At 34.8% G+C, this 21,057-nt stretch carries 26 protein-coding genes; 3 read left to right on the plus strand and 23 right to left on the minus strand.

Translation table 11 applies throughout. The features are described 5' to 3' along the window. Positions 1-33: 33 nt before the first annotated feature. The 18 genes from flhB to flgB are packed head-to-tail and all read right to left on the minus strand — an operon-like array spanning position 34 to position 13,361. Positions 34-1,101: a flagellar biosynthesis protein FlhB gene (flhB, locus tag ESZ54_RS06170; protein WP_136136793.1), complete on the minus strand. Its 1,068-nt coding sequence runs from the start codon at positions 1,099-1,101 to the stop codon at positions 34-36. A gap of 15 nt (positions 1,102-1,116) precedes the next feature. Beyond that, positions 1,117-1,875 (minus strand): flagellar biosynthetic protein FliR, encoded by a 759-nt coding sequence (fliR, locus tag ESZ54_RS06175; protein WP_136136794.1) that lies wholly within the window; start codon positions 1,873-1,875, stop codon positions 1,117-1,119. A 12-nt stretch (positions 1,876-1,887) separates the two neighbouring features. Next, a complete protein-coding gene (fliQ, locus tag ESZ54_RS06180) occupies positions 1,888-2,151 on the minus strand; it encodes a flagellar biosynthesis protein FliQ (RefSeq protein WP_136136795.1) in 264 nt (87 codons plus the stop codon). An 11-nt stretch (positions 2,152-2,162) separates the two neighbouring features. Next, positions 2,163-2,954 carry a flagellar type III secretion system pore protein FliP gene (gene fliP / locus ESZ54_RS06185; RefSeq protein WP_136136796.1) on the minus strand — a complete coding sequence of 264 codons (792 nt, stop codon included), beginning with the start codon at positions 2,952-2,954 and terminating at the stop codon, positions 2,163-2,165. Next, complete coding sequence (locus ESZ54_RS06190) at positions 2,915-3,292, minus strand: flagellar biosynthetic protein FliO (RefSeq protein ID WP_136136797.1); 378 nt, start codon at positions 3,290-3,292, stop codon at positions 2,915-2,917. The genes fliP and ESZ54_RS06190 overlap by 40 nt, the downstream gene beginning before the upstream one ends. Positions 3,293-3,320: 28 nt before the next feature. Continuing rightward, positions 3,321-3,851, minus strand: coding sequence for a flagellar basal body-associated FliL family protein (locus ESZ54_RS06195; RefSeq protein WP_162615116.1), 531 nt, complete (start codon positions 3,849-3,851; stop codon positions 3,321-3,323). A 38-nt stretch (positions 3,852-3,889) separates the two neighbouring features. After that, entirely contained in the window at positions 3,890-4,081 is a 192-nt protein-coding gene (locus ESZ54_RS06200) for a flagellar FlbD family protein (RefSeq protein WP_136136799.1), read from the minus strand. 26 nt (positions 4,082-4,107) lie between these two features. Then, entirely contained in the window at positions 4,108-5,034 is a 927-nt protein-coding gene (locus ESZ54_RS06205; protein WP_136136800.1) for a flagellar hook-basal body complex protein, read from the minus strand. A 27-nt stretch (positions 5,035-5,061) separates the two neighbouring features. After that, complete coding sequence (locus ESZ54_RS06210) at positions 5,062-5,505, minus strand: flagellar hook capping FlgD N-terminal domain-containing protein (protein ID WP_136136801.1); 444 nt, start codon at positions 5,503-5,505, stop codon at positions 5,062-5,064. Between the two features lie 18 nt (positions 5,506-5,523). Further along, a complete protein-coding gene (locus tag ESZ54_RS06215) occupies positions 5,524-6,798 on the minus strand; it encodes a flagellar hook-length control protein FliK (RefSeq protein WP_136136802.1) in 1,275 nt (424 codons plus the stop codon). 17 nt (positions 6,799-6,815) lie between these two features. After that, positions 6,816-7,250, minus strand: a complete 435-nt coding sequence (gene fliJ / locus ESZ54_RS06220) for a flagellar export protein FliJ (RefSeq protein ID WP_136136803.1) — start codon at positions 7,248-7,250, stop codon at positions 6,816-6,818. 14 nt (positions 7,251-7,264) lie between these two features. Further along, positions 7,265-8,587, minus strand: coding sequence for a flagellar protein export ATPase FliI (gene fliI / locus ESZ54_RS06225; protein WP_239433758.1), 1,323 nt, complete (start codon positions 8,585-8,587; stop codon positions 7,265-7,267). A gap of 1 nt (position 8,588) precedes the next feature. Further along, positions 8,589-9,485 (minus strand): FliH/SctL family protein, encoded by an 897-nt coding sequence (locus ESZ54_RS06230; RefSeq protein ID WP_136136805.1) that lies wholly within the window; start codon positions 9,483-9,485, stop codon positions 8,589-8,591. Continuing rightward, positions 9,469-10,473: a flagellar motor switch protein FliG gene (gene fliG, locus ESZ54_RS06235; RefSeq protein WP_136136806.1), complete on the minus strand. Its 1,005-nt coding sequence runs from the start codon at positions 10,471-10,473 to the stop codon at positions 9,469-9,471. The genes ESZ54_RS06230 and fliG overlap by 17 nt, the downstream gene beginning before the upstream one ends. Positions 10,474-10,485: 12 nt before the next feature. Beyond that, the gene (gene fliF, locus ESZ54_RS06240) at positions 10,486-12,138 is read right to left on the minus strand and encodes a flagellar basal-body MS-ring/collar protein FliF (RefSeq protein ID WP_136136807.1); all 1,653 of its coding nucleotides are present in this window, start codon (positions 12,136-12,138) and stop codon (positions 10,486-10,488) included. A 27-nt stretch (positions 12,139-12,165) separates the two neighbouring features. After that, positions 12,166-12,504: a flagellar hook-basal body complex protein FliE gene (fliE, locus tag ESZ54_RS06245; RefSeq protein WP_239433755.1), complete on the minus strand. Its 339-nt coding sequence runs from the start codon at positions 12,502-12,504 to the stop codon at positions 12,166-12,168. Between the two features lie 17 nt (positions 12,505-12,521). Continuing rightward, positions 12,522-12,965: a flagellar basal body rod protein FlgC gene (flgC, locus tag ESZ54_RS06250; RefSeq protein ID WP_136136808.1), complete on the minus strand. Its 444-nt coding sequence runs from the start codon at positions 12,963-12,965 to the stop codon at positions 12,522-12,524. Positions 12,966-12,983: 18 nt separating this feature from the next. Beyond that, complete coding sequence (flgB, locus tag ESZ54_RS06255; RefSeq protein WP_136136809.1) at positions 12,984-13,361, minus strand: flagellar basal body rod protein FlgB; 378 nt, start codon at positions 13,359-13,361, stop codon at positions 12,984-12,986. Between the two features lie 356 nt (positions 13,362-13,717). Between flgB and motA the strand changes: the two genes are divergently transcribed. Both motA and ESZ54_RS06265 read left to right on the plus strand, forming a co-directional pair. Next, positions 13,718-14,485: a flagellar motor stator protein MotA gene (motA, locus tag ESZ54_RS06260; protein ID WP_136136810.1), complete on the plus strand. Its 768-nt coding sequence runs from the start codon at positions 13,718-13,720 to the stop codon at positions 14,483-14,485. A gap of 12 nt (positions 14,486-14,497) precedes the next feature. Then, on the plus strand, positions 14,498-15,199 hold the full coding sequence (locus ESZ54_RS06265; RefSeq protein ID WP_136136811.1) for an OmpA/MotB family protein: 702 nt from the start codon (positions 14,498-14,500) through the stop codon (positions 15,197-15,199). A gap of 202 nt (positions 15,200-15,401) precedes the next feature. Here ESZ54_RS06265 and ESZ54_RS06270 read toward each other — a convergent pair whose 3' ends face one another. From ESZ54_RS06270 to ESZ54_RS06280, 3 genes are all read right to left on the minus strand, one after another. Beyond that, positions 15,402-15,677 carry an HU family DNA-binding protein gene (locus tag ESZ54_RS06270; RefSeq protein ID WP_136136812.1) on the minus strand — a complete coding sequence of 92 codons (276 nt, stop codon included), beginning with the start codon at positions 15,675-15,677 and terminating at the stop codon, positions 15,402-15,404. 229 nt (positions 15,678-15,906) lie between these two features. Next, complete coding sequence (gene der, locus ESZ54_RS06275; RefSeq protein ID WP_136136813.1) at positions 15,907-17,217, minus strand: ribosome biogenesis GTPase Der; 1,311 nt, start codon at positions 17,215-17,217, stop codon at positions 15,907-15,909. Positions 17,218-17,324: 107 nt separating this feature from the next. Then, positions 17,325-18,287, minus strand: a complete 963-nt coding sequence (locus ESZ54_RS06280; protein ID WP_136136814.1) for an asparaginase — start codon at positions 18,285-18,287, stop codon at positions 17,325-17,327. 156 nt (positions 18,288-18,443) lie between these two features. Between ESZ54_RS06280 and ESZ54_RS06285 the strand changes: the two genes are divergently transcribed. Then, positions 18,444-19,628 (plus strand): FtsW/RodA/SpoVE family cell cycle protein, encoded by a 1,185-nt coding sequence (locus ESZ54_RS06285; protein WP_136136815.1) that lies wholly within the window; start codon positions 18,444-18,446, stop codon positions 19,626-19,628. On the opposite strand, the gene pepI is transcribed toward ESZ54_RS06285, so the two are convergent. Both pepI and ESZ54_RS06295 read right to left on the minus strand, forming a co-directional pair. Further along, positions 19,629-20,510 (minus strand): proline iminopeptidase, encoded by an 882-nt coding sequence (gene pepI, locus ESZ54_RS06290; RefSeq protein ID WP_136136816.1) that lies wholly within the window; start codon positions 20,508-20,510, stop codon positions 19,629-19,631. Between the two features lie 14 nt (positions 20,511-20,524). Further along, complete coding sequence (locus tag ESZ54_RS06295; RefSeq protein WP_136136831.1) at positions 20,525-21,004, minus strand: YbaK/EbsC family protein; 480 nt, start codon at positions 21,002-21,004, stop codon at positions 20,525-20,527. Positions 21,005-21,057: the final 53 nt, after the last annotated feature.

Here is a 21,057-nt window from a genome sequence, read left to right on the forward strand (position 1 = left end):
TTCCCTTCCTTATCTCCATTTTTACTTAGATTGTTAAATCTTTCCTTTGTTTGATTCTTCCATTTGATAGACGAGTGCTAAAACTTCTGCAATTGTTTCGTACATCTCAAGTGGAATTGGTAAGCCAATTTCACCAATTTTATAGAGCGCTCTGGCGACTGGTTTATTCTCAATAATTGGTATCTCATGAAGCTTAGCCTCTTCTTTGATTTTTTGAGCAATAAAATCAGCACCCTTAGCTAATATGATTGGTGCTTGTTCTTGATCTCTTTCGTATTTAATCGCGATTGCCAAGTGTGTCGGGTTGGTAATAACGACTGTTGCATCTTTCACGTTATTCATCATCCCACTTGTCAACTGCTGATACATCGCTCGTCTTTGTGACTTAACTTGAGGATCGCCCTCTTGCTCTTTATATTCATCTTTAAGTTCTTGTTTTGACATTCTTAATTTCTTTTTATACTTATACTTTTGATAAAAGAAATCAGCAAAACCTAAGACAAGTAGGACAAATGTTAATTTAAAACCAATACTTGAGAGTAAATCCAAAAAGAAATTAAAACTTACTTGAAGCGGGACACTAAAAAGATTTAATAATTCTGGTAGTACTTTTTTTACTTCTTGAATTGTAATGTAAAAAATCAAAGCTAATTTAACTAGATTTTTTATTAAAGAAAATATCGCTTGCGAACTAAAGATATTTTTAAAACCACTTATCGGGTTTAGTTTTTTTAAATCAAATTTGATTGCCTCTGGTGTAAATAGAAAGCCAACTTGAGAAAAAACTGCTAACCCTGAGGCTAAAAAGCCAAGTATTAGAAATGGACCGATAATCACAATAAAATTCAGCATCATCTTCATAACGATAGGACTGACATTATTTTCAAAACCGGTTACCCCTAAATTTTCACTAAATGATTTTTTTAATAAGTTCATGATTTGATTGGTGACTAAGCGCCACAGAGGCAAAAAAGCAAATGTAATAATTGCAAAACTAGCAGCAGAAATTAACTCCTGGCTCTTCGCAATGTCCCCTTTTTTCCTGGAATCACTCAGCCGCTTTGGGGTGGGTTTTTCTGTTTTTCCATCTTTATCAGACAACGATCCTCACCTCTTTTAACTCATTGACGTAATAAATTCTGCTAGATAACGAACTATTATAGGAAATATCTTTTGAATTTCACGAACTAAATTAGGAATCAAAAACAACATAAAAGCAAATGTGGTTAAGATTTTTAAAGGCAAACCTAACATTAAGACGTTTATTTGAGAGACACTTCTTGAAATGATTCCTAAAATGACATCAACCGTTAAAGCTACTATCATTAGTGGCAACGCCAATATTAACGCGAGCTTCATCGATTCACCAAACAATTTAATGATGCCTTCAATTGTTGAGTTGGAAAGTTGGGCTTGACCGATTGGAATCGCGATGAACGAATCCAATAATTGACCGATAATTAAATGATGAAAATCTAAGGCGAAAAATAACGCTAAACTGATCCAATGAAATAATCGTCCATAATTAGAAGCTTGTATGCCCAATGCTGGATCAAAAACAGTTCCCATTGAAAAACCAACTTGAAAATCGACAAATTGTCCCGCCATTTCGATAGATAGAAAAAGCATTTGAACGATAAACCCCATTGCAAGTCCCAATAATACTTCACGCATTAAACCAAAATATATTAGTAGTGAAGAATCTGGTAAAGGAACCCCTTGAGTCATCACTTCTAAAGAAACGATTGTTAATCCAACCGACACAACGACTTTACTTATCACTGGTGAATGCTTATACGATAGTCCCGGAACCAAAGTGATAAACGCCGTTATTCTAGAAAATATTAATAAAAAATTGAAAAGTGTTTCGCTCATAATTTCCCTCTTTTATAATGTTGAAATTATTTTGAAAAGAGATTTGGTAAACTCTAACAAGGTATTCAACATAAAATTTCCTAAGATCATCAATGAAAGGAAAACTGCAAGTAATTTAGGAACAAAACTCAACGTTTGCTCTTGAAGCTGTGTTGTAGCTTGGATAATTGAAATCAATAAGCCCACAACCATTGCAATAATTAGAATCGGACCTGACACGAGCATTATCTTTATGTATGCATCTCGCATTACATCTAAAACCATTTGAACTGTCATAATTTCCCCCTCTAATTAAAACCTCGAATTAAACTTTCAACGACCAAATACCAGCCATCGACTAATACAAATAATAATAATTTAAACGGCAACGATATCATGACCGGCGAGAGCATAAACATCCCCATCGACATCAAAATACTTGAAACGGCCATATCAATCACTAAAAATGGTAAAAAGATTAAAAAACCAATACTGAATGCTGTTCTTAATTCACTAATTAAAAAGGCTGGCGTTACTACCACCATTGATAAGGATTCAGGATTTTTGGGTTTCTTAGCTTTTGAATGTTTTAAAAATAGTTCAATATCTTTTTCCCGTGTTTCTTTTAACATAAAGCGTTTGATTGGCTTTTCAGCCTTTTGGATTGCTTCAGTTTGGGTAATCTCGTTTTTTATTAATGGTTGAATAGCCTCTTTATTCACATCTTGATAAACAGGTGTCATAATAAAAAAGGTCAAAAACAAAGCAATTCCCACTAATACTTGATTTGGCGGTGTTTGTTGTGTACCTAGAGACGTTCTAACAAAAGAAAGCACCATAATAATTCTGGTAAATGAAGTTGTCAGAATTAAAAGAGTCGGTATTAAAGTGAGTAATGTCATCAATACGAAAATATTAATCACATTTGAAGAACCGCTTGTTTGACCCATTAATTTTTCAATGGTGGTTGTAATATCATCTAAACCTACTGCTTCAACTTTCTCAGTAAATATAAAAAGAGATGAGGCAATCAACAAACAAACAACTGAAATTTTTCTTTTCAACTTTTTTTCCTCTTTTCTAATTTGCCAGTAACCCATGAAGAAAAACGTAAAACAACTTCTTGATACTTTGTTTGTTGTGCTACTTGTTTCACCTCAGCCTTTAATTTTTTTCGGCTAATCTCTTCGACTTCTTCGCTTGTCAGTTCTCGAATTATATCTGAACTACTTTGACCAACTGTCATAAAGTAGTATGTACCGCACATTCTGACGATACATAAACTACTTTCTTTGCTGACAGCAAGTCTTTCAATAATTTCTAAATTTTGGGTATTCTGATTGACATACCGATTTAGAAAACGAATCGCATAATTTGCCAGTAACAGGACAACAATAAGAAAGAAAATCCCCTTAATTAACATAAACATTTGATCCATTTTTTCCCCCTGATGTTTGACTGACTAACTACTGAATAACTAAATTGGTAATAAAGACTTCTTTCACTAATGAAGAGTTATTTGCTTTATTAATCGCTTCTTTCAACTCAACTTTTAATGATTCAACACCTTTACTATCGTTTAGAATACTCTCAGCTTGCGTTTTTCTTAATGTATTAACGATACTATCACGAATGACATCTTTATTTTTCTCAACTTCTTTTTCACCAACTTTAGCTGGTACAAGTAATGAAATTGAGATTTTAATGTACTCGTCCTCACCAGTTTTACTTGGTGCTAAATTCACCAAAAATTCATCAAGTGCAATTGAATCTTGCTCATTGCTGATTTTTCCAGAAATATGGTCAACTTCTTCTGTTTTTGCTTTTTTATTTGAAAATAAATTACCGATAAACGTGCCTGCTGTTCCGCCAATAACCCCAACAACTAATACGACAACCAGTAATAGAATCATTTTTGAGTGACCTTTTTTCTCGATTGGTACTTCGGTTTCTTCAACTTCTTGAAGTTCTTTTTCTACATCCTGATTTTTTTCCATTTCATTCACTCCGTCTTTCATTAAATAATCCAAACTACTTAAAGTCCTATAAGACCAATACTTTGGTGATATTCTTTAAAAAGATCCACTATTTCTTCCGGTGATTCTTTTACAATTATTGTTTTTCCATCAACTAACGTTATGATTGAATCTGGTGATGCTTCTAAGGTTCTAACTACACTTGTATTCAAATATATTTTTATGCCGTTAAGCAACGTTAGTTTTATCATGAAAATTCCTCAATTCGTTTCATTTATTATCGTTTCAAGTTAATCAATTCTTGTAACATCTCGTCGGATGTACTAATACTTCTTGAGTTCGCTTGATAAGCACGACTCGCGATGATCATTTCAGTAAACTCATTTGCTAAGTCCACGTTTGAACCTTCTAAAGCTCCTTGAACCATTTTTCCTGAACCGTTTGAACCAGGTGCACCTACAGTTGGTTCTCCAGAGTTACCTGAAACCACATAGTTATTGCCTCCTGTTTTTTCTAATCCATCCGGGTTAGCAAATGTTGCTGTTTGAATTTGTCCTAAGACATAAGTATTGTCATCACTATACTTACCTGTAATCAATCCTGTAGAATCGATTGAGTAACTTACTAAATTAACAGTATCTCCTGTTTCACCTTTTAACTCAGTTGGGATTTTAACTGTTTTCAAATCATCTGTTGGTTGTAACTGATCATTTGTAAAATCTTTATCATATTTAATTAATTTTTGACCATCTACTTGGCCATTTTCATCTAAAAATGATACCCCACGTGACATCACTTTGAATCCACTTGAAGAAACAAGGTTTCCTTCATTATCTAAAGTAAACGCACCATCTCTAGAATAGAATTTCGTATCGCCATTGCCAGAATCTAGAATAAAATAGCCTCCAGCATCTAAAGCAAAGTCTAATGGTCGTCCTGTTGGTTGCGGTGCACCTACACCTGTCATTGTATCGATAGCACCAACTTTTACTCCTAAACCTACTTGTCTAGCATTCGTTCCACCCAACCCAAAATCATTTGGGCCTTGCGCGTTTGCTTCTGTTTGACTCATGATATCTTGGAAACGAACACGTCCCGCTTTAAATCCAGTCGTATTTACGTTGGCAATATTATTTGAGACAACGTCCATCTTAGTTTGTAAACTTTTCATTCCGCTAACTCCAGAATATAATGATTTAAGCATTTTAAAATTCCCCCTAATAAGTTGTTATTATTTTCCTAATTCAACAATTTGTCCCATCATGTAATCTTTTCCAGATACTTTTATCGTTGGGATCCCGCCGATAAATTTAACACGTTCAACTTTTCCAGTGATTGTTTCACCGGCTTCATTTACAAGTGTGACTTCTTTATCAATCATACTCATTGCCTGTTGTTGCTGCGTCATAAACATCGTATTTTCTAAATTTGTACTTAGCTGCTCAATTTGTTCCAGTGTTGTAAATTGAACTAACTGAGAAATATAGTCCGTTCCTTGTCCACCACTTTCGCCACCCATTGACGGATTACTCATCGTTGCGGCAAGAATTTTTAGAAAATCATTCATGTCAATTCCACTATTTCTCTTGATAGCAGAATCTTGACTACCATATGCTGCGGCGGCATTGGCAGATCTACCAACACCATAATTTGTTGGTCCTGATACATTTGGCATTTTTCTTTCTCCTTTTTCCTAAACCGTGATATCGACGCGACTTGCTAAGACGTCAGATTTTTTTTCATCAATCTCTTGCTCAACTTGATATTGACGTTGAGAAGATTCTTTTCTAAGTGATTTAAACTGTTGAAAAGTTTGATGTTGTTCTTGAGAAAACTGACCGCTAAAATTAAAATCGCTTGTTGCTACTTGAGGTGTGACAACCTCAACTTTATTTAAAGAAATTTGTTGTTTGCCTAGATTTTGTTCAAATAAAGGTAAACTTTTTTCAACTAATTCTTTTACTTGTTCGCTACCAACGATAAATTTTGCTTGAACAGCATTTTCTTGTTTATGTAAAACAACTTCTATTTTTCCTAAACTTTCAGGTTTTAACGTTAATCTCGTTGTTAACGTTTCACCATCCTTGATGTGACTTAAAACTTCAGTCACTTCACGACTAATTTTAGGTACGTTTTCTTTTTGGAAAACTTGTTGGGTTAAACGTTGACTGGTCATCGAAGCTTCTTTTGACATAACACTTGATACTGCTTGTGATTCACTTGAAAATCCAGTATTTATTGCTTTTTCAAGCGGAACAATCACCGGCTCAATTAACATCTCTTGCTTATTTTTTAATTCTAATGTAGTTAACATTGATTCAAGACTAACTGGCATTGTTGTCTCAATTTGTTTTGATTCCACTTGCAAGACATCTGCCTCAAGATCTAAAAATTCACTTGGAATTAACATCAATTGATGATCTTTTTGATGATGTGTTGGCATATCAAGTAAAATTACTTTTTGGTCTTTGCCTAGAACTTGCCCACTCTTAAGCGTGATGGGTTCAGTTAAAACACGTTCTTCCCACTCTAAATTCGGAAATTCAGATATTAAAGTTGCTTCATTTTCAACATTTAGATTAAATCCCTCCTGATTTACTGAAGGAATTGCTGTTTCTGATTGCGGTTCAATCCACAAATTAATTTGTGTGCCATCTTTCAAAATACCATTAAAGTTTTGAAAAACTTTCGTTAAATCCATATCAGGTTTCGAATGAACTTGATTTGGAATTTCTGTAATAGCATCTAACAGTTCTGTTTTGTTAACGGAACTTTCCACTAATTGTTCTGGGATAATTTCAGTATTTTCTACACCCGCATCTTGAGGTGCGATTGAATATTCTGAACCTGTCAATATCACTTGTTGATTGAGCAATGCTTTGAACAGTGACACATCAACTGGGACCGACTGTTTATTGCCACTTTCAGATTGTTGTAGGTTAAGTTCCTGCGTAGGATTAATATCCAATTACAGTCAACCCCCTTTTATATTGTTTTTGATTTAAATCTTAGAATACCCATTTCATCAAGCTCTTTTTGTTCTTCTTTACGTTCTTCTTCTTTAAAAGATTCATATTTCTTTTCTTTTAAACGCTCCATCATTTTGCGTTTTTTTTGTTTCTCGACAAAAACTGACAATTCAAAATGAGTATTTCTCTCGGCTAACGCAACTTCTGATTCTTGAAATTTTATTTGTTCATCTAAATAGTTTTTATATAAATACTGTTGACGTAATTCATTAACTGTTCCGAATGAATGCGTTGTTTCTTTTAAGTCCTGACTTGCTTTGACCATTTTTTCTAATTTTTCTTCTTCATGAAGCTGAAGTAATTTTTTTTCTAAATAGTCCTTTTTAGCATCATCTTCTTGTGATTGGCGCAAGTTTAGAACTTTTTCCATTGAAAATTTATATTGTTTCATTGACTACTCCTTATTTACACAGACCAGTTTCGATTATCTTGAAATATTTTATTTAGACGGACGACTGTTTCATCATATCTTGTAGGTTCATCTGTTGGCTGTTTTAAAAAAGATTTAATACTATCATTTAACTCAATCGCCTGATCAATTTTCAAATTTGTACCCTTTTGATAGGCACCAATATCAATTAAATCTTTCGATTCCGCATAAGTAGCTAAAGACTCTTTTAAACGCCCAGCCAAGGCATTACTTTCTTTAGAAACGATACTCTTCATCAATCGACTCAAACTTTGTTGAATATCGATTGCCGGATAATGATTTTCAGATGCGATTTTTCTAGATAAAACAATGTGTCCGTCTAGAATCCCCCGAACCGCATCTGCAATCGGTTCGTTCATGTCATCCCCTTCGACAAGAACTGTATAGAAGGCAGTAATTGAACCAATTTCGTTCATACCACTGCGTTCTAATAATTTCGGCAGTTGCGTAAATACTGACGGCGTATATCCTTTTGAAGTTGGTGGCTCCCCAGTTGCCAAACCAATTTCACGCTGAGCCATTGCGAAACGTGTGACCGAATCCATCATTAAGACTACTTTTTTCCCCTGGTCTCTAAAGTACTCCGCAATGGCAGTTGCAACATATGCACCTTTCAATCTGACTAGCGGCGGTTGATCTGAGGTTGCACAAACAACCACAGATTTACGATAGCCTTCTTCACCTAAATCATTTTGAATAAATTCCGTTACCTCTCGACCACGCTCACCTATTAAACCAATCACGATAATATCAGCTTCACAGTATCGTGCAATCATGCCTAGGAGTGTACTCTTACCAACACCACTACCGGCAAAAATCCCCATTCTTTGCCCTTCTCCGACGGTTAAAATCCCGTCAATCGCTCTCACACCCGTACTCATAATATTTTCGATTTTTCTTCTCGTAAACGGATTAGGAGATTCACGATTGACATCAAACGATTCGCCTTCTTCAAATGGTTTTGTTGTAAGTGGTCTCCCCAGACCATCAAGAGTACATCCCAGCATTTTTTCACTAATATTTAACTGTAAACTTTTACCTGTTGGCTTAACTAAACAACCTGGACCAATGCCGTCAATTTCATCAAGTGGCATTAACAAAACGGTTTTATCGACAAATCCCACCACTTCAGCCAAAACAATTTTTTTAGTTTTAGTAATTGTGACTTCACAAACTTCACCAATAAAAACGTCCAGTCCTTCCACCTTGATAATGAGTCCTACCACTTGCGAAACTTTTCCAGATTTTAAATAATATTTATTTTTATTTAAAATTTTTCGGTAGTGTTCAAAATCCATATTAAACATTTTCAAGTGCCTCATTTACCAATGTATTTTTCATGCGTTCTAATTGATCTTTGATTGATAAATCAACAATTTCTGAGGTCGTTTCAATTTGACACGCGTCATCTGCAAGTAATTCATCAACAATAATCGATAGTTTTAATTGCGGATTTTCTTCCTTAAAAGCTAAAACATCATGCTTAATCTTTTCAGAATTCTTTTTATTCACAAAAACCATTACATATGAATCCTGCTGTTTTAAGGTGAATAAATACGGTTTTAAGATTAGGAATAAGGAAGTGTCATCTTGAGAAATTTCTGTTTCAAGAATGGTTTGAGCCATTGTAACGGCTAAATCAATCCATTCCTGTTTTTTTTCAATCGCGTATTCTTGCGATTTTCTAACGACATCTTGCATCGTCTCAATTGACTTAGCTCGAACTTCATCCATTTCTTGAAGGACAATTGCCTTACCATATTCATAACCTTTTTGATAGCCAGCTTGTTGTCCCTGTTCAAAGCCTTCTTGTTCTGCATCTTTTTTAAGAATTTCAATTTCTAACTCAGTTTCCTGAATCATTTTCATTTTTAACTCTTGTAATTCCTGATTAAATATTTCTTTCTCTTGTTCCAAAGCAACTTGATGTGCTGCTTTTTTTTCTGACAATTCTATATCAAGTTGTTTTAATTGGGTTTCTTTTTCTTCAGCTATAAATGCTTTCATTTTTTCAACATCGTTAAAGAAAGCACTCTCACGCTTTTTTAATTCCACAACCGACACTTCTTCAGAATTTCCAGCTAACGTATTTAGGGTTGAATCTGCTTTAATTGCAGCTTGTAAAACTTCAATTTTTTTATTTTTATCTGTCTCATTCACTTGATTTGATTTAACAACTTTATGAGATAACAGCATCTTGATCCCCTCGTCCTATGTAAATTTCACCCTGCTCATCCAAACGTCTGATAACAGCCACAATATTTTGTTGTGCCTCTTCAACAGCAGATAAACGTGCTGGTCCTAAGAACTGTAAATCTTCTTTCAGCATCTCAACAGAACGTGAACTTTGGTTACTATAGATAAATTCTTTAATTGACTCACTTGCACCTTTAAGCGCAAGCACCAAAACATCGTGATTGACGTCGCGTAAAACTTTTTGTACGTCTGATCGTTCCAGTCCCACAATATCTTCGAAGGTGAATAGGTTCGCTTTGATTTCTTCTGATAATTCGGGTTGAGTTTTTTCTAAATCATCAATAATATTTTTCTCAGTACTACGACCCACAGAGTTAAGAATTTCTACTAGCGTGTTCACACCACCAACATTTTCAGTGCGATTTTCAACTACATTTGAGAATTTGTTCTCGATAACTTTTTCAATTTTTTCAATCACGATTGGCAACGTATTTGAAATCGTACCAATTCGCTCTGCAACTTCTGCTTGGCGATGATCTGGAAATTGAGATAAAATTTGTGCTGCTTTATCCGGCTGCATGTAACAAAGAATTAGCGCTACAGTCTGCGGATGTTCTCCTTGAAGTAAATTTGCTAATTGTTGTGTATCGGCTTTTCTTGCAATATCAAACGGTCTTTCCCTTAATTGAATTTGATTTAATACACCAATAACTTCTTTTGCTTTTTGCGAACCCAATGCTCGATTGAGTAAGTCAACAGCATAGTCTAATCCACCATCAATTACATATTCTCTAGCTTTGGAGGTGTTCACAAATTCAGAAATGACATTTTCTCGTTCCTCAGCACTCACATAATCGATGTTAGCAATTTCATAACTTACTTTTTGAATTACTGATTCCGGCAATAATTTCATAACTTTTGCAGCCGATTCTTTTCCCAATGAAATCAGTAATAGGGCTGCTTTTCTTGTTCCATCTTCCATGTCCACTACATCAATCTCCTATTTTTCTTTCATCCATAATCTAATTAACTCAGCTGCAACTTCTGGATTATCTTTTGCATATTTTTTAGCAGTTGCCATTTCTTCGAGTCGATCATTAATTTTTTGTTCTTCTTCGTTTGCCTTATTTTCTCGCTCGATTCTTGCACGCTCTAATTTCCTTTGCGCTTCAAGATCTTCTTCAGGCTCTTCGATAGGTTCAGGTTGTACTGGTTCAACTGCAACAGGTTCTGTTGGCATGAAGACTGGTACTTCTTGAGTTACATCGATTTCTTCTTCTAATTCAAGATCTAATTCATCCTCAGATGACTGCTTATTCTTTCTTCTTAATAGTACGATTAGGATGACTAATGTAATAATGGCTAGTATTCCAACAAGGAACCATGCACCTTTTTCTTGCAACACTTTCATCATTCCAGTCTCTTTTTCTTTAACAACTTCCTCTTCCTCAGCACTTGAAAAGTTCATTCCTTGAATGCTTACTGTGTCACCACGTTTCGCATCAAAACCAACAGCACCTCGAACAACTTGTTCAAGACGATCTTTTTCGGCATTTGAAAGATTTTGATTGATTAAGACTGAAGCTGATACTTTTTTGACAACTCCTGGTGCGCTTAAAACTTTAGTTGTTTCCGTATCGACTTCGTTATTCGTATTTTTTTGATAATTTTTACTACCATTATTATTGTTATTCCCAATAACATTAGCGACATTATCGTTAATATTGCCACCTTGAACTTGTTGTTGATTCAAACGGTCTCCTGAAGCGTTAACACTTTCACTTCTGACTTTTGTATCGCCATAAGTGACGGTCGTTCGCTCAATTGAATCAAAATCTAAATCAGCATTTACAGAAAGACGGACTTTATTTTTATCAAACAGAGCGCCTAATAGATCTTCTGTTTTACGTTCTAATTGCGTTTCATAATCACGTTTTATCTCTGTATACTTGCTAATCATTGATGTCGCGTTTGGTGTCCCTTCTTCTAAAATATCTGAAAGAACGTTTCCCTTCGCGTCAACAATTTTGACATTTTTAAGAGGTAAGTTTTCTATTGCACCGGATGTTAATGAAGCAATTCCTTTAATCGAGTTCTCGTCAATTGAGCCGTTAACCAAATTCAATACAATCGAAGCACTCGCATCTTTATTTTTTTCTTCAAAAATGCTGCGATCGGGTAAAACAAGCATTACTTTTGCTTTTTCAACTGAATCTAAAGTTTCAATCGAACGCTCAATTTCTCCTGTTACTGCACGTTGATACATAATTTTGCGATCTTCATCCGTTGTCATCATTCCTGTCGAATCAAATATTTCAAAACCTGTTGATTTTTTAGGTAATTTATTTTCAACTGCTAAATCAATACGAAACTTATCAATTGCTTTTTCATCAATCAATAATTTAGTTCCTTTATTCTCAATCTTATATTTGATTCCTTTTGACTCAAGATCTTCTACAATTGCCCCCGATTCAGCTTCAGATAACCCTTGAAATAGAGTTGTATAATTTACTTTTTGCGTTAAGTAAAATGACAAGCCTACTATTACAAAGAAGCTGATGCAAGCAGAAATTATCGCTACTTTCTTTAATGGAGCTAATTCTGTCCAAAAATTCTTGAACCGCTCCGTCAGTTCTTGAAACTTTTCTTTCATTTGCTTCTCGTTTCCCCTCTAACATCATTAAAACTGCATATTTTTTAAGTCATTTACGGCTTCTACCATTTTATTTCTAATTTGAATTGCTGTTTGCAAACTCAATTGCGCTTCAGTCATATCAATCATGACGTCGTGTAAATTCTCAGTTTTACCCGTAATTGAATCTGGAATATTTGTCTCAGTTTTATTAATCTTAGATTCCAAACCATTAAATGCTTGTTCAAAGAATTGATTAAAATCCTTTTCTTGTTGATAAACCTCAGCTGGATTAAGTTTTGGACTACCAATCTGAGAAGTCGAATTACCAAGTTCTTTTAAAGTAGCTTGGTAATCCATTAATGGAAGCTTTGATTCAATATTCATTCCTAACACTCTCCTTTTTAGTCTTTAGAAATTTCCAATGCTTTTCGCATCATGTTTTTACTACTTTCAAATGCAGAAACGTTTGCTTCATAGGTACGTACCGTTTCCATCATCTGAACCATCTCGTCACTTATGTTTACATTTGGCAATGAAACATAACCGTTTTCATCCGCATCTGGATGATCTGGTTGATAGACTTGATTGAATTCTTCCTGACTTTCTTCTAAACCAACGACACGAACACCCATACTTTTTGATTGAGGCTGAGCGGCTTGTGTCTGCCATTTCTGTTCTTGTTCTTTCAAACTTTCAGTAAAAAGAACTGTTTTCTTCCTATATGGTTCATTATTTTCTCCACGTGTTGTATTCACGTTCGCTATATTAGTAGAAATCGTATCGAGCTTAAATCGCTCCAATGCAAGTCCACTAGTATTGATGTTAAATGCATCAAAAATCGCCATTTTCTTTCTCCTCCACCTCTAACTATTAATTACAGTATTTAACATATTGTACTGCCCGTTGATTTGACGAACTAATGAATTATAGTAAAATTCGTTCGCTGCTTTTTCCGCCATCTCCATTTCGATGTCAACATTATTGCCATTTTCCTTCGTTGACGTATTCGTTCTTTTGAGGACTTCCGGACCTAAAGTTCCACGTGGATCAACATGACGTTGATTTGTTCGAGTGAGAGGTAAATTGACTTGATTATTTACAGCATCTTTCAATTTGTCCTCAAAAACGACTCGTTCGACTTTAAAATTCGGGGTGTTAATATTAGCAAGATTATTTGAGATAGTCTGTTGTCTCAAGTTTGCCGCGTCCATTGCTTGACGTATCAAAATATTGTTAGTCATTTCCGCATTCTCCTGATTTTTTGTTGTTATTTTACATATCGTTAAAAACGTTTTCTAAAAATATGTATTGAAACTTTCAGCAAACAACTCAATATTGTATACAAATTATCAATATTTTGTTATTTGCACTCTGTTCCCATGGTAATATAGCACGAAAACTTTGTCAAAACCATTTTAACAAATTTCCATTTGTGTTAAAAAACCACCATTTAATTGTATACTTTTTAAACGTAATCAATTAACAGTCATTCTAATTTTGTATATTCACTTGATTTAATGTCTAAGAACCCTTAATATTTAGGATGATATAACCGATATTTAAAGTGTTATAAAAAATTTAAGCTAGGAGAGGAATCATGGATATATTTTTACTAATCGGGATATTTTTAGGACTGTTTGCTGTTATTGTTGGGATGATTGTTAAAGGGGCAAATGTCTTAGCTCTTTTAAACCCAGCTGCGGCGATTATCATATTCATCGGAACATTTGCAGCTTTAATCAACTCATATCCGAGAAAAGATATTAAACGTCTTCCCAAAATTTTTGGCGTCCTTTTTAAAAATCAATCATTCGACACTGGTGAACTTGTTGAAACGATTTTGGGATTGGCACAAAAAGCGCGTCGTGAAGGTGTACTTTCATTAGAAGGAGAAGTTAACGCCTTAGAAAATCCATTTTTAAAGAACGGAATGGAAATGGTAGTTGATGGGATGAACCCTGATCAAATTAAAGAGATTATGGAAAACGAAGTGATGTCTTTAGAAGCTAGACACGGAACTGGAGCAGCTATGATGAAAACTGCTGGATCATCATCACCTACTCTTGGCGTTTTAGGAGCAGTTATCGGCTTAATTGGAGCGCTTGGTAACTTAAATGATGTGGATGCTTTAGGACATATGATTTCTGCAGCTTTCGTTGCTACTCTTTACGGAATATTCTTGGGTTATGTCATCTTAATCCCGTTTGGTAATCGACTTGCTCGTAAATCTCAAGAAGAAGTAGATTATATGCTCATCGCAATTGAAGGGATTCTTGCCATTCAAAGTGGTCAAAATCCAAATACAATTGAACGCAAGCTAAATGGTTTAATGGATCCTAATTTAAGAAATGATGGTAATAAGTAACGAGGTGAAAACATGAAGCGTAGAAAGAAACAAGAAGACCATGTCGATGAAGGATGGCTTTTACCTTATTCTGATATGATGACGTTACTTCTAGCCTTGTTTATCGTAATGTTTGCTATGGCAAAAACAGATACTGGTAAATTAAATGATTTAAGTGATCAATTTAATATTATCCTTTCTGGAAGTGCTACTAGTGGAAATGGTGGCATCTTACCTGCTCATCCTAAAGCTCACAAACAGAAACCAAAACAAGAAGAAAACGAAGAAACCATCAATAAAGCCGGTGAAGATATTAAAAGTGAGTTAACAAAAGCTGGCCATGGTTCTGAAGTACAAGTAAATGAAGAAAAAGATGGCGTTCGTATCATCATTGATAGTGGTTTACTTTTTGCTCCTGGTAGTACAAAAATTCCAAGTTCAGCAAAAGAAGTAATGGAAAAAATCGGAAATTCGCTAAAGAATGTCGAGAATGAAATTATTATCGCCGGATATACTGATAACGTCCCTAACCATACTGCTGAATATCAATCTAACTGGGAATTAAGTGCAGCTAGGGCAATTAGTGTCATGGACGAATTAGTTCAACAAAAAGCTGTCAGCGAGAAGAAAGTCTCAATTCAAGCTTATGGTGAGTTCAGACCGAAAGTTGCCAATAATTCTGAACAAAATCGTGCGAAGAATCGCCGAGTTGAAATCTTTATTGTAAAAAAATAATAAACAACTTAAATAAAAAAATCCTGATTGAACAAAGTAATGAGTCATTACACTGTTTAATCGGGATTTTTTATTGATCTTATTTTTTATAAATTTTATATATATTATATAAGAATATAAATATGCATTTTGTCACTAAAACAGTTTTACTAGCCCAAGACATACAAAAAACCCTTGCTACGCAAGGGTTTTACTTGTTACATTATTTTACTGCATCTTTTAAAGCTTTACCTGGTTTGAATGCAGGTACTTTACTTGCAGCGATTTGGATTTCTTCACCAGTTTGTGGGTTGCGTCCTTTACGGGCAGCACGTTCACGTACTTCGAAGTTACCAAAACCGATTAATTGAACTTTTTCACCTTCAGATAAAAACTCTTGGATTGATGCGAATACAGCATCAACAGATGCAGTTGCATCTTTTTTAGTTAAACCAGTTGCTTCTGCAACTTTTTCGATTAATTCTGCTTTGTTAGCCATCTTAATTTTCACCTCCTCAAAAAGGAATTGATGTATGATTATTCATCATAAGAGTAATCATTTTTGAGTGGTCCAAAAATGATTATTTAAAATATTGATTTCAATATTTCTTTAATCAAGATACCATATGAACCAAGTGATATCAAGGCTTTTCAGTCTTTTATTAGGACTTTTTTTTAATAAATGCCAAGTTATTGCTTAAATTAAAAAACTATGGTAAAATGCAAAATTATTTTCTACGACGTGCAATAATACGAATAGGTGTTCCCTCAAAAACAAAAGCTTTTCTGATTTGGTTTTCTAAGAATCGCGCATATGAGAAATGCATCAATTCTTCTTCATTTACAAATACAACAAATGTTGGTGGTTTGATCGCAACTTGGGTTGCATAAAAAATCTTCAAACGTTTACCTTTATCAGTTGGTGTTGGATTAATTGCCACCGCATCCATGATCACATCATTTAAAACTGATGATGGAATACGTAATGTTTGATTTTGACTCACTTCCTCAATCATCTCTGGTAATAAGTGTAGTCTTTGTTTTGTTTTCGCTGAAACATACATAATCGGTGCATAATCAAGATAGCGGAACTCAGAACGAATATCTTCTTCAAATTCTTTCATCGTATGATTATCTTTTTCTAATGTATCCCATTTATTCACAACAATAATAATCGCTTTACCAGCTTCATGTGCGAATCCAGCGATACGCTTATCATATTCACGAATACCCTCTTCAGCATTTAATACTACTAATGCAACGTCTGAGCGTTCAATCGCTCTTAGAGAACGCATCATGCTATATTTTTCAGTATTCTCATAGACCTTACCTTTTTTACGCATACCAGCCGTATCAATCATAATGAACTCTTGACCACTTGCTGAAACAAAAGAAGTATCAATTGCATCACGAGTTGTTCCCGCAACATTCGAAACGATCACACGATCTTCGCCTAAAAGCGCGTTAATCAATGAAGATTTACCGACATTCGGACGACCGATTAAGCTGAAACGAATAATATCGTCTTCTTCTTCTTGTTCTTCGATACCAAAATTTTGACACGCTTCATCAAGCACGTCTCCCAATCCGATACCATGTGCTCCTGAGACTGGGAATGGATCACCTAACCCTAAAGAATAGAATTCATAAATATCACTTCTCATCTCTGGATTGTCAACTTTATTTACAACTAAAATGACAGGTTTATCACTTTTATACAAAATACGTGATACATACTCATCTGCATCTGTCACACCTTCACGACCACTAACGATTAAAAGAATAACATCACTCTCTTCAATCGCAATTTCTGCTTGATGCTTAATTTGCTCCATAAAAGGCTCATCGCTCATCTCAATACCACCAGTATCGATAATATTAAACTCACGACCTAACCATTCACCTTGAGCGTAAATGCGATCACGCGTTACTCCTGGTTCATCTTCGACGATAGAAATACGCTCGCCTGCAATTCGATTAAAAATGGTAGATTTTCCGACGTTCGGACGACCGACAATTGCTAATGTTGGTTTTGTCATTTTTAGTCACCTCCTATATTTATCAACTAATAGATTCCTAATGTAGTTTATCCGATACTTGCACCTCATGCAAGTGAAAGATACAAATACATCAACATTTTAATACTCTAACTCATCATATATTGTTTCAGTTCTTGTGCTTTGAAACCACAGTTTAACCCAACTAACATTCTAAGACGTGCTTTTTGTCCCGACAAGCCTTTAACTAAAGTAATACCCATCTTAGATAGGGGAATCCCTCCACCAGGATAATCATAAATATCTTGCGCTATTCCATTTGAACATCGCGAAACAAGTGCAATCGGAATTTCCTTATCAATTAAGCGTTGTAGCGATTCAATGACACTAGGTGGCATGTTACCAGCACCCAGTGCTTCAATCACAATACCATCGACATCTTGCTTTTCAATTAAATCAAAAATAAAGGAATCCATCCCTGCATATGCTTTGATTAAAAGCACATTTCCTGTCACTGTATTAATATCGACAATTCGTTGATCAACAACATCTTTAATAAAGATGACCTTTTTTTTAGAAATAATCCCAATTGGCCCAAATGTTGGTGTTCTAAAAGTATCAACACTTGTGGTATGAGTTTTAGTCACAAATTTGGCTGCATGAATCTCATCATTCATCACGACAAGTACGCCTTGATTTTTTGATTCTTCATTTGCAGCCGTAATAATTGATTGTAAATAGTTGTATTGGCCGTCTGAACCTATTTCATTGCTAGATCGCATTGCGCCCGTAATGACAACGGAAATTTGTTTTGATACCGTCATATCTAAGAAATACGCTGTTTCTTCAAGGGTATCCGTTCCATGTGTAATCACGACACCATCAAACCCTTGCTTTTGTGCTTCAACAATGCGTGTCTTTAACTGTAACATTTCTTCAGGTCTAATGTGTGGTGAAGGTAAATTAAATATTTCTTCAACAGTCACTTCGATATCTTTAGGTAAAAATGCCATTGGGTCCATCAAAGGATGATGTGAAGTAGGTGTGACGCCTCCTTCTTCTTGAACCATTGATATTGTACCTCCTGTATGTAACACAAGTACTCTTTTCATATGTCACCTCAACAAATTTATTTTCTATGTCAACAATAGCACAAATGTGACCTTTAAATAAACCCGCTTATTTATTAATTTTCTTTAAATGTTGACAATTGTTTTTTTAATCAGAAAACTTTTCATGTATGCTAAAAAGCGAAAGGAAGTGTAACCATGTTAAAAAAAATTGATTTTAAAATTTTCATCCCCTATCTCTTATTAAATATGATTAGTTTACTAATGATTACCAGTGCGAGTTCATATCATCTTGATCAAATGCAAAAAAATACAATGAGTACGGGCGTAAAACAAGGTGTCTTTTTAATCCTTTCACTTATTTTAATCGCTATTATTTTAAGAATAAAATTAAGTATTTTTAAAAGTAATATTTTTCAATCATTGATGATCATCGGGTCTTTTGTCTTACTGTTTATCACAAGTATTTTAGGTTTAGGTACTGTGGTTGGAGGCGCACAGCGCTGGCTTGAATTTGGCCCCTTTCGTATTCAACCTTCTGAAGTGATGATGATTACTGTGATTCTCTTTTGCGCCGTACAGTTTTCAAAGAAAGGAAAAACATTACAACACTCATTTTTTAAATCAATTCTAGTACCTGGTTTAATTGTTGGGAGTTTGATTTTTTTAACACTGATTCAACCAAATGTTGGCGGCGCAGCTATTCTTACTTTACTATTTTTCACAATGATTTTCGCTAGTGGTATCTCATATTTATATTTTCTTGGCGGTCTTCTAGGTGTGTTTATCATTAATTTCCTTGCTACATCGCTGATTATGTTTAAAGATGGTGCACTCTTACCACAAAAGTATGCTTATATTTTTGATCGATTTGCTGTCATGAAAGACCCTTTTGCTTACTTTTCAACAAATGGGTATCAACTTTCGAATTCATATATTGCCATTCACAATGGCGGTTGGTTTGGCCAAGGTTTAGGACAGAGTATTCAAAAGAAAGGTTTTCTTCCTGTAACAGAAACCGATTTTATTTTCTCTTTAATCACAGAAGAACTTGGCATTATTGCTTCAATTGGTATTTTACTGCTACTTTTTCTCTTAATTTTAAGAATATTGGCCATCGGCGTTCAAATTCAAGACCCGTTTAATTCCTTAGTCTGCTTAGGAACTGGTGCTGTCTTACTGATTCAAACTTTTGTCAACTTAGGTGGAATTTTAGGTATTATCCCCTTAACTGGTGTGCCATTACCATTTATGAGTTATGGTGGTTCTAATTTATTAACACTTTCAATTCTCATTGGTATCGTGATGAAAATTAGTGCTGTTGAACAAGAAAAAAGAAGCATGCAATATGCTTCTCAAATGAATCCGAGTTTCTCAAAATAGTTAATCTTGTTGATTTAACCATTGATTCAAAACTTTAATATAACGCTGATTTTCGTCAACATAAGGCATATGACGACTCTGTCTAAATAACTCCCATCGCACATTAGAGAGATGATCAACCATTGTTTTTGACACAAATGGCGTTGATAAATCTTCTGTGCCACTTGTGACTAACACCGGGATTTCAATTGTTGCTAATTTTTCAGTATAATTGAAATCTTTTAGTGTGCCTGTTGGCATATATTCGTTGGGTCCCCAAGCAGTTTGATATGCTTGAACGCCGCTATTTTTAGGTCTTCTTAATGGTTCTGGTGAAGCCTCAGTCGGACGGTCACCTGCATATTTCTGCATAAAATATGCATTGGCCTCTAGATAATCAGTTGATTTAAAATTCTGTGTTTGTTCAGCTTTTGCAATCGCTTCTTGGTGTACTTCTGGCAAGAAACGAATCAATCTTGCTTGTTCTTCAGCCCACAGCTTAGCTGACGATAGTGTGCTCGAAAAAACAGCACTCTTAACATTTTTGGGCTGATAATCACAAAGGTAAGCAATAACTAACATACCACCCCATGATTGACCCAACAAATGACAGTCTTCAATGCCTAGATGTTTTTTTAAAGCCATCAATTCTTCAATCCAAGTTTTGGCATGCCATAAATCTGGTCGATCAGGCATACTCGAGCGACCACAACCTAATTGGTCATACATGATAATTTGACGCCCCTCATTAGCCAGTTCGTCTAATAATTCAAAATAATTATGCGTTGAGCCCGGTCCACCATGAATTAATATGAGTGGCGCTTTTTTTGTGCTCTTCTCACCGACAACTCGGTAATATGTTTCATATCCTAAATAAGGCATAGATCCTTCTAATATCTGCATCAATTGTTCCTCACTTATTCAATATCTTCAACTGGACAATCATATGTCTCAATATTTAAAACATCGATAATTTTTGGCAATTCTTTCACTAAAACAACCATCGTTTGATCTGGTCTTCCCGGAGCAAAAACAAGTTTTTCGTGTTGCAATAGCTCAGCGTCCACAATGACTGGCACATGTTCTTTGTAACCAAAAGGAGAAACAGCACCCGGTTTTTGACCCGTTTTTGCTTCCATATCTTCAGGTTTTACTACCGATAATTTTTGACCCACAATTTTTTTAATCTTTTTAAAATCAGTCGCTTTTGTTGTAAAAGTTAAATAAACAAAATTATCGCCTGCTTTATTTTTTAAAAATAAACTTTTAGTTTCAGTGCCATTAAATCCTTGTTCAGCTTTAATCACTAAAGCATCTTCATTCGTATAAATCGCACGATGATTATACAACTCAAAATAGATATTTTCTTCTTTAAATTTTTTTGCTAAATCAATCATCATTTTAATCACGTCCTTTTATTTTTAACACTACCTTATTTCACTTGAAAAGG

The organism is Vagococcus silagei (assembly GCF_004795745.1).
Classification (GTDB): Bacteria; Bacillota; Bacilli; order Lactobacillales; family Vagococcaceae; genus Vagococcus; species Vagococcus silagei.

Excerpts from the sequence above, each read along its gene's own strand:
- fliR (WP_136136794.1), bottom strand. The coding sequence starts at position 1,875 with ATGAGCGAAACACTTTTCAATTTTTTATTAATATTTTCTAGAATAACG.
- fliQ (WP_136136795.1), bottom strand. The coding sequence starts at position 2,151 with ATGACAGTTCAAATGGTTTTAGATGTAATGCGAGATGCATACATAAAG.
- fliP (WP_136136796.1), bottom strand. The coding sequence starts at position 2,954 with ATGGGTTACTGGCAAATTAGAAAAGAGGAAAAAAAGTTGAAAAGAAAA.
- ESZ54_RS06190 (WP_136136797.1), bottom strand. The coding sequence starts at position 3,292 with ATGGATCAAATGTTTATGTTAATTAAGGGGATTTTCTTTCTTATTGTT.
- ESZ54_RS06195 (WP_162615116.1), bottom strand. The coding sequence starts at position 3,851 with ATGGAAAAAAATCAGGATGTAGAAAAAGAACTTCAAGAAGTTGAAGAA.
- ESZ54_RS06200 (WP_136136799.1), bottom strand. The coding sequence starts at position 4,081 with ATGATAAAACTAACGTTGCTTAACGGCATAAAAATATATTTGAATACA.
- ESZ54_RS06205 (WP_136136800.1), bottom strand. The coding sequence starts at position 5,034 with ATGCTTAAATCATTATATTCTGGAGTTAGCGGAATGAAAAGTTTACAA.
- ESZ54_RS06210 (WP_136136801.1), bottom strand. The coding sequence starts at position 5,505 with ATGCCAAATGTATCAGGACCAACAAATTATGGTGTTGGTAGATCTGCC.
- fliJ (WP_136136803.1), bottom strand. The coding sequence starts at position 7,250 with ATGAAACAATATAAATTTTCAATGGAAAAAGTTCTAAACTTGCGCCAA.
- fliI (WP_239433758.1), bottom strand. The coding sequence starts at position 8,587 with ATGGATTTTGAACACTACCGAAAAATTTTAAATAAAAATAAATATTAT.
- ESZ54_RS06230 (WP_136136805.1), bottom strand. The coding sequence starts at position 9,485 with ATGCTGTTATCTCATAAAGTTGTTAAATCAAATCAAGTGAATGAGACA.
- fliF (WP_136136807.1), bottom strand. The coding sequence starts at position 12,138 with ATGAAAGAAAAGTTTCAAGAACTGACGGAGCGGTTCAAGAATTTTTGG.
- fliE (WP_239433755.1), bottom strand. The coding sequence starts at position 12,504 with ATGAATATTGAATCAAAGCTTCCATTAATGGATTACCAAGCTACTTTA.
- flgC (WP_136136808.1), bottom strand. The coding sequence starts at position 12,965 with ATGGCGATTTTTGATGCATTTAACATCAATACTAGTGGACTTGCATTG.
- flgB (WP_136136809.1), bottom strand. The coding sequence starts at position 13,361 with ATGACTAACAATATTTTGATACGTCAAGCAATGGACGCGGCAAACTTG.
- motA (WP_136136810.1), top strand. The coding sequence starts at position 13,718 with ATGGATATATTTTTACTAATCGGGATATTTTTAGGACTGTTTGCTGTT.
- ESZ54_RS06265 (WP_136136811.1), top strand. The coding sequence starts at position 14,498 with ATGAAGCGTAGAAAGAAACAAGAAGACCATGTCGATGAAGGATGGCTT.
- ESZ54_RS06270 (WP_136136812.1), bottom strand. The coding sequence starts at position 15,677 with ATGGCTAACAAAGCAGAATTAATCGAAAAAGTTGCAGAAGCAACTGGT.
- der (WP_136136813.1), bottom strand. The coding sequence starts at position 17,217 with ATGACAAAACCAACATTAGCAATTGTCGGTCGTCCGAACGTCGGAAAA.
- ESZ54_RS06280 (WP_136136814.1), bottom strand. The coding sequence starts at position 18,287 with ATGAAAAGAGTACTTGTGTTACATACAGGAGGTACAATATCAATGGTT.
- ESZ54_RS06285 (WP_136136815.1), top strand. The coding sequence starts at position 18,444 with ATGTTAAAAAAAATTGATTTTAAAATTTTCATCCCCTATCTCTTATTA.
- pepI (WP_136136816.1), bottom strand. The coding sequence starts at position 20,510 with ATGCAGATATTAGAAGGATCTATGCCTTATTTAGGATATGAAACATAT.
- ESZ54_RS06295 (WP_136136831.1), bottom strand. The coding sequence starts at position 21,004 with ATGATTGATTTAGCAAAAAAATTTAAAGAAGAAAATATCTATTTTGAG.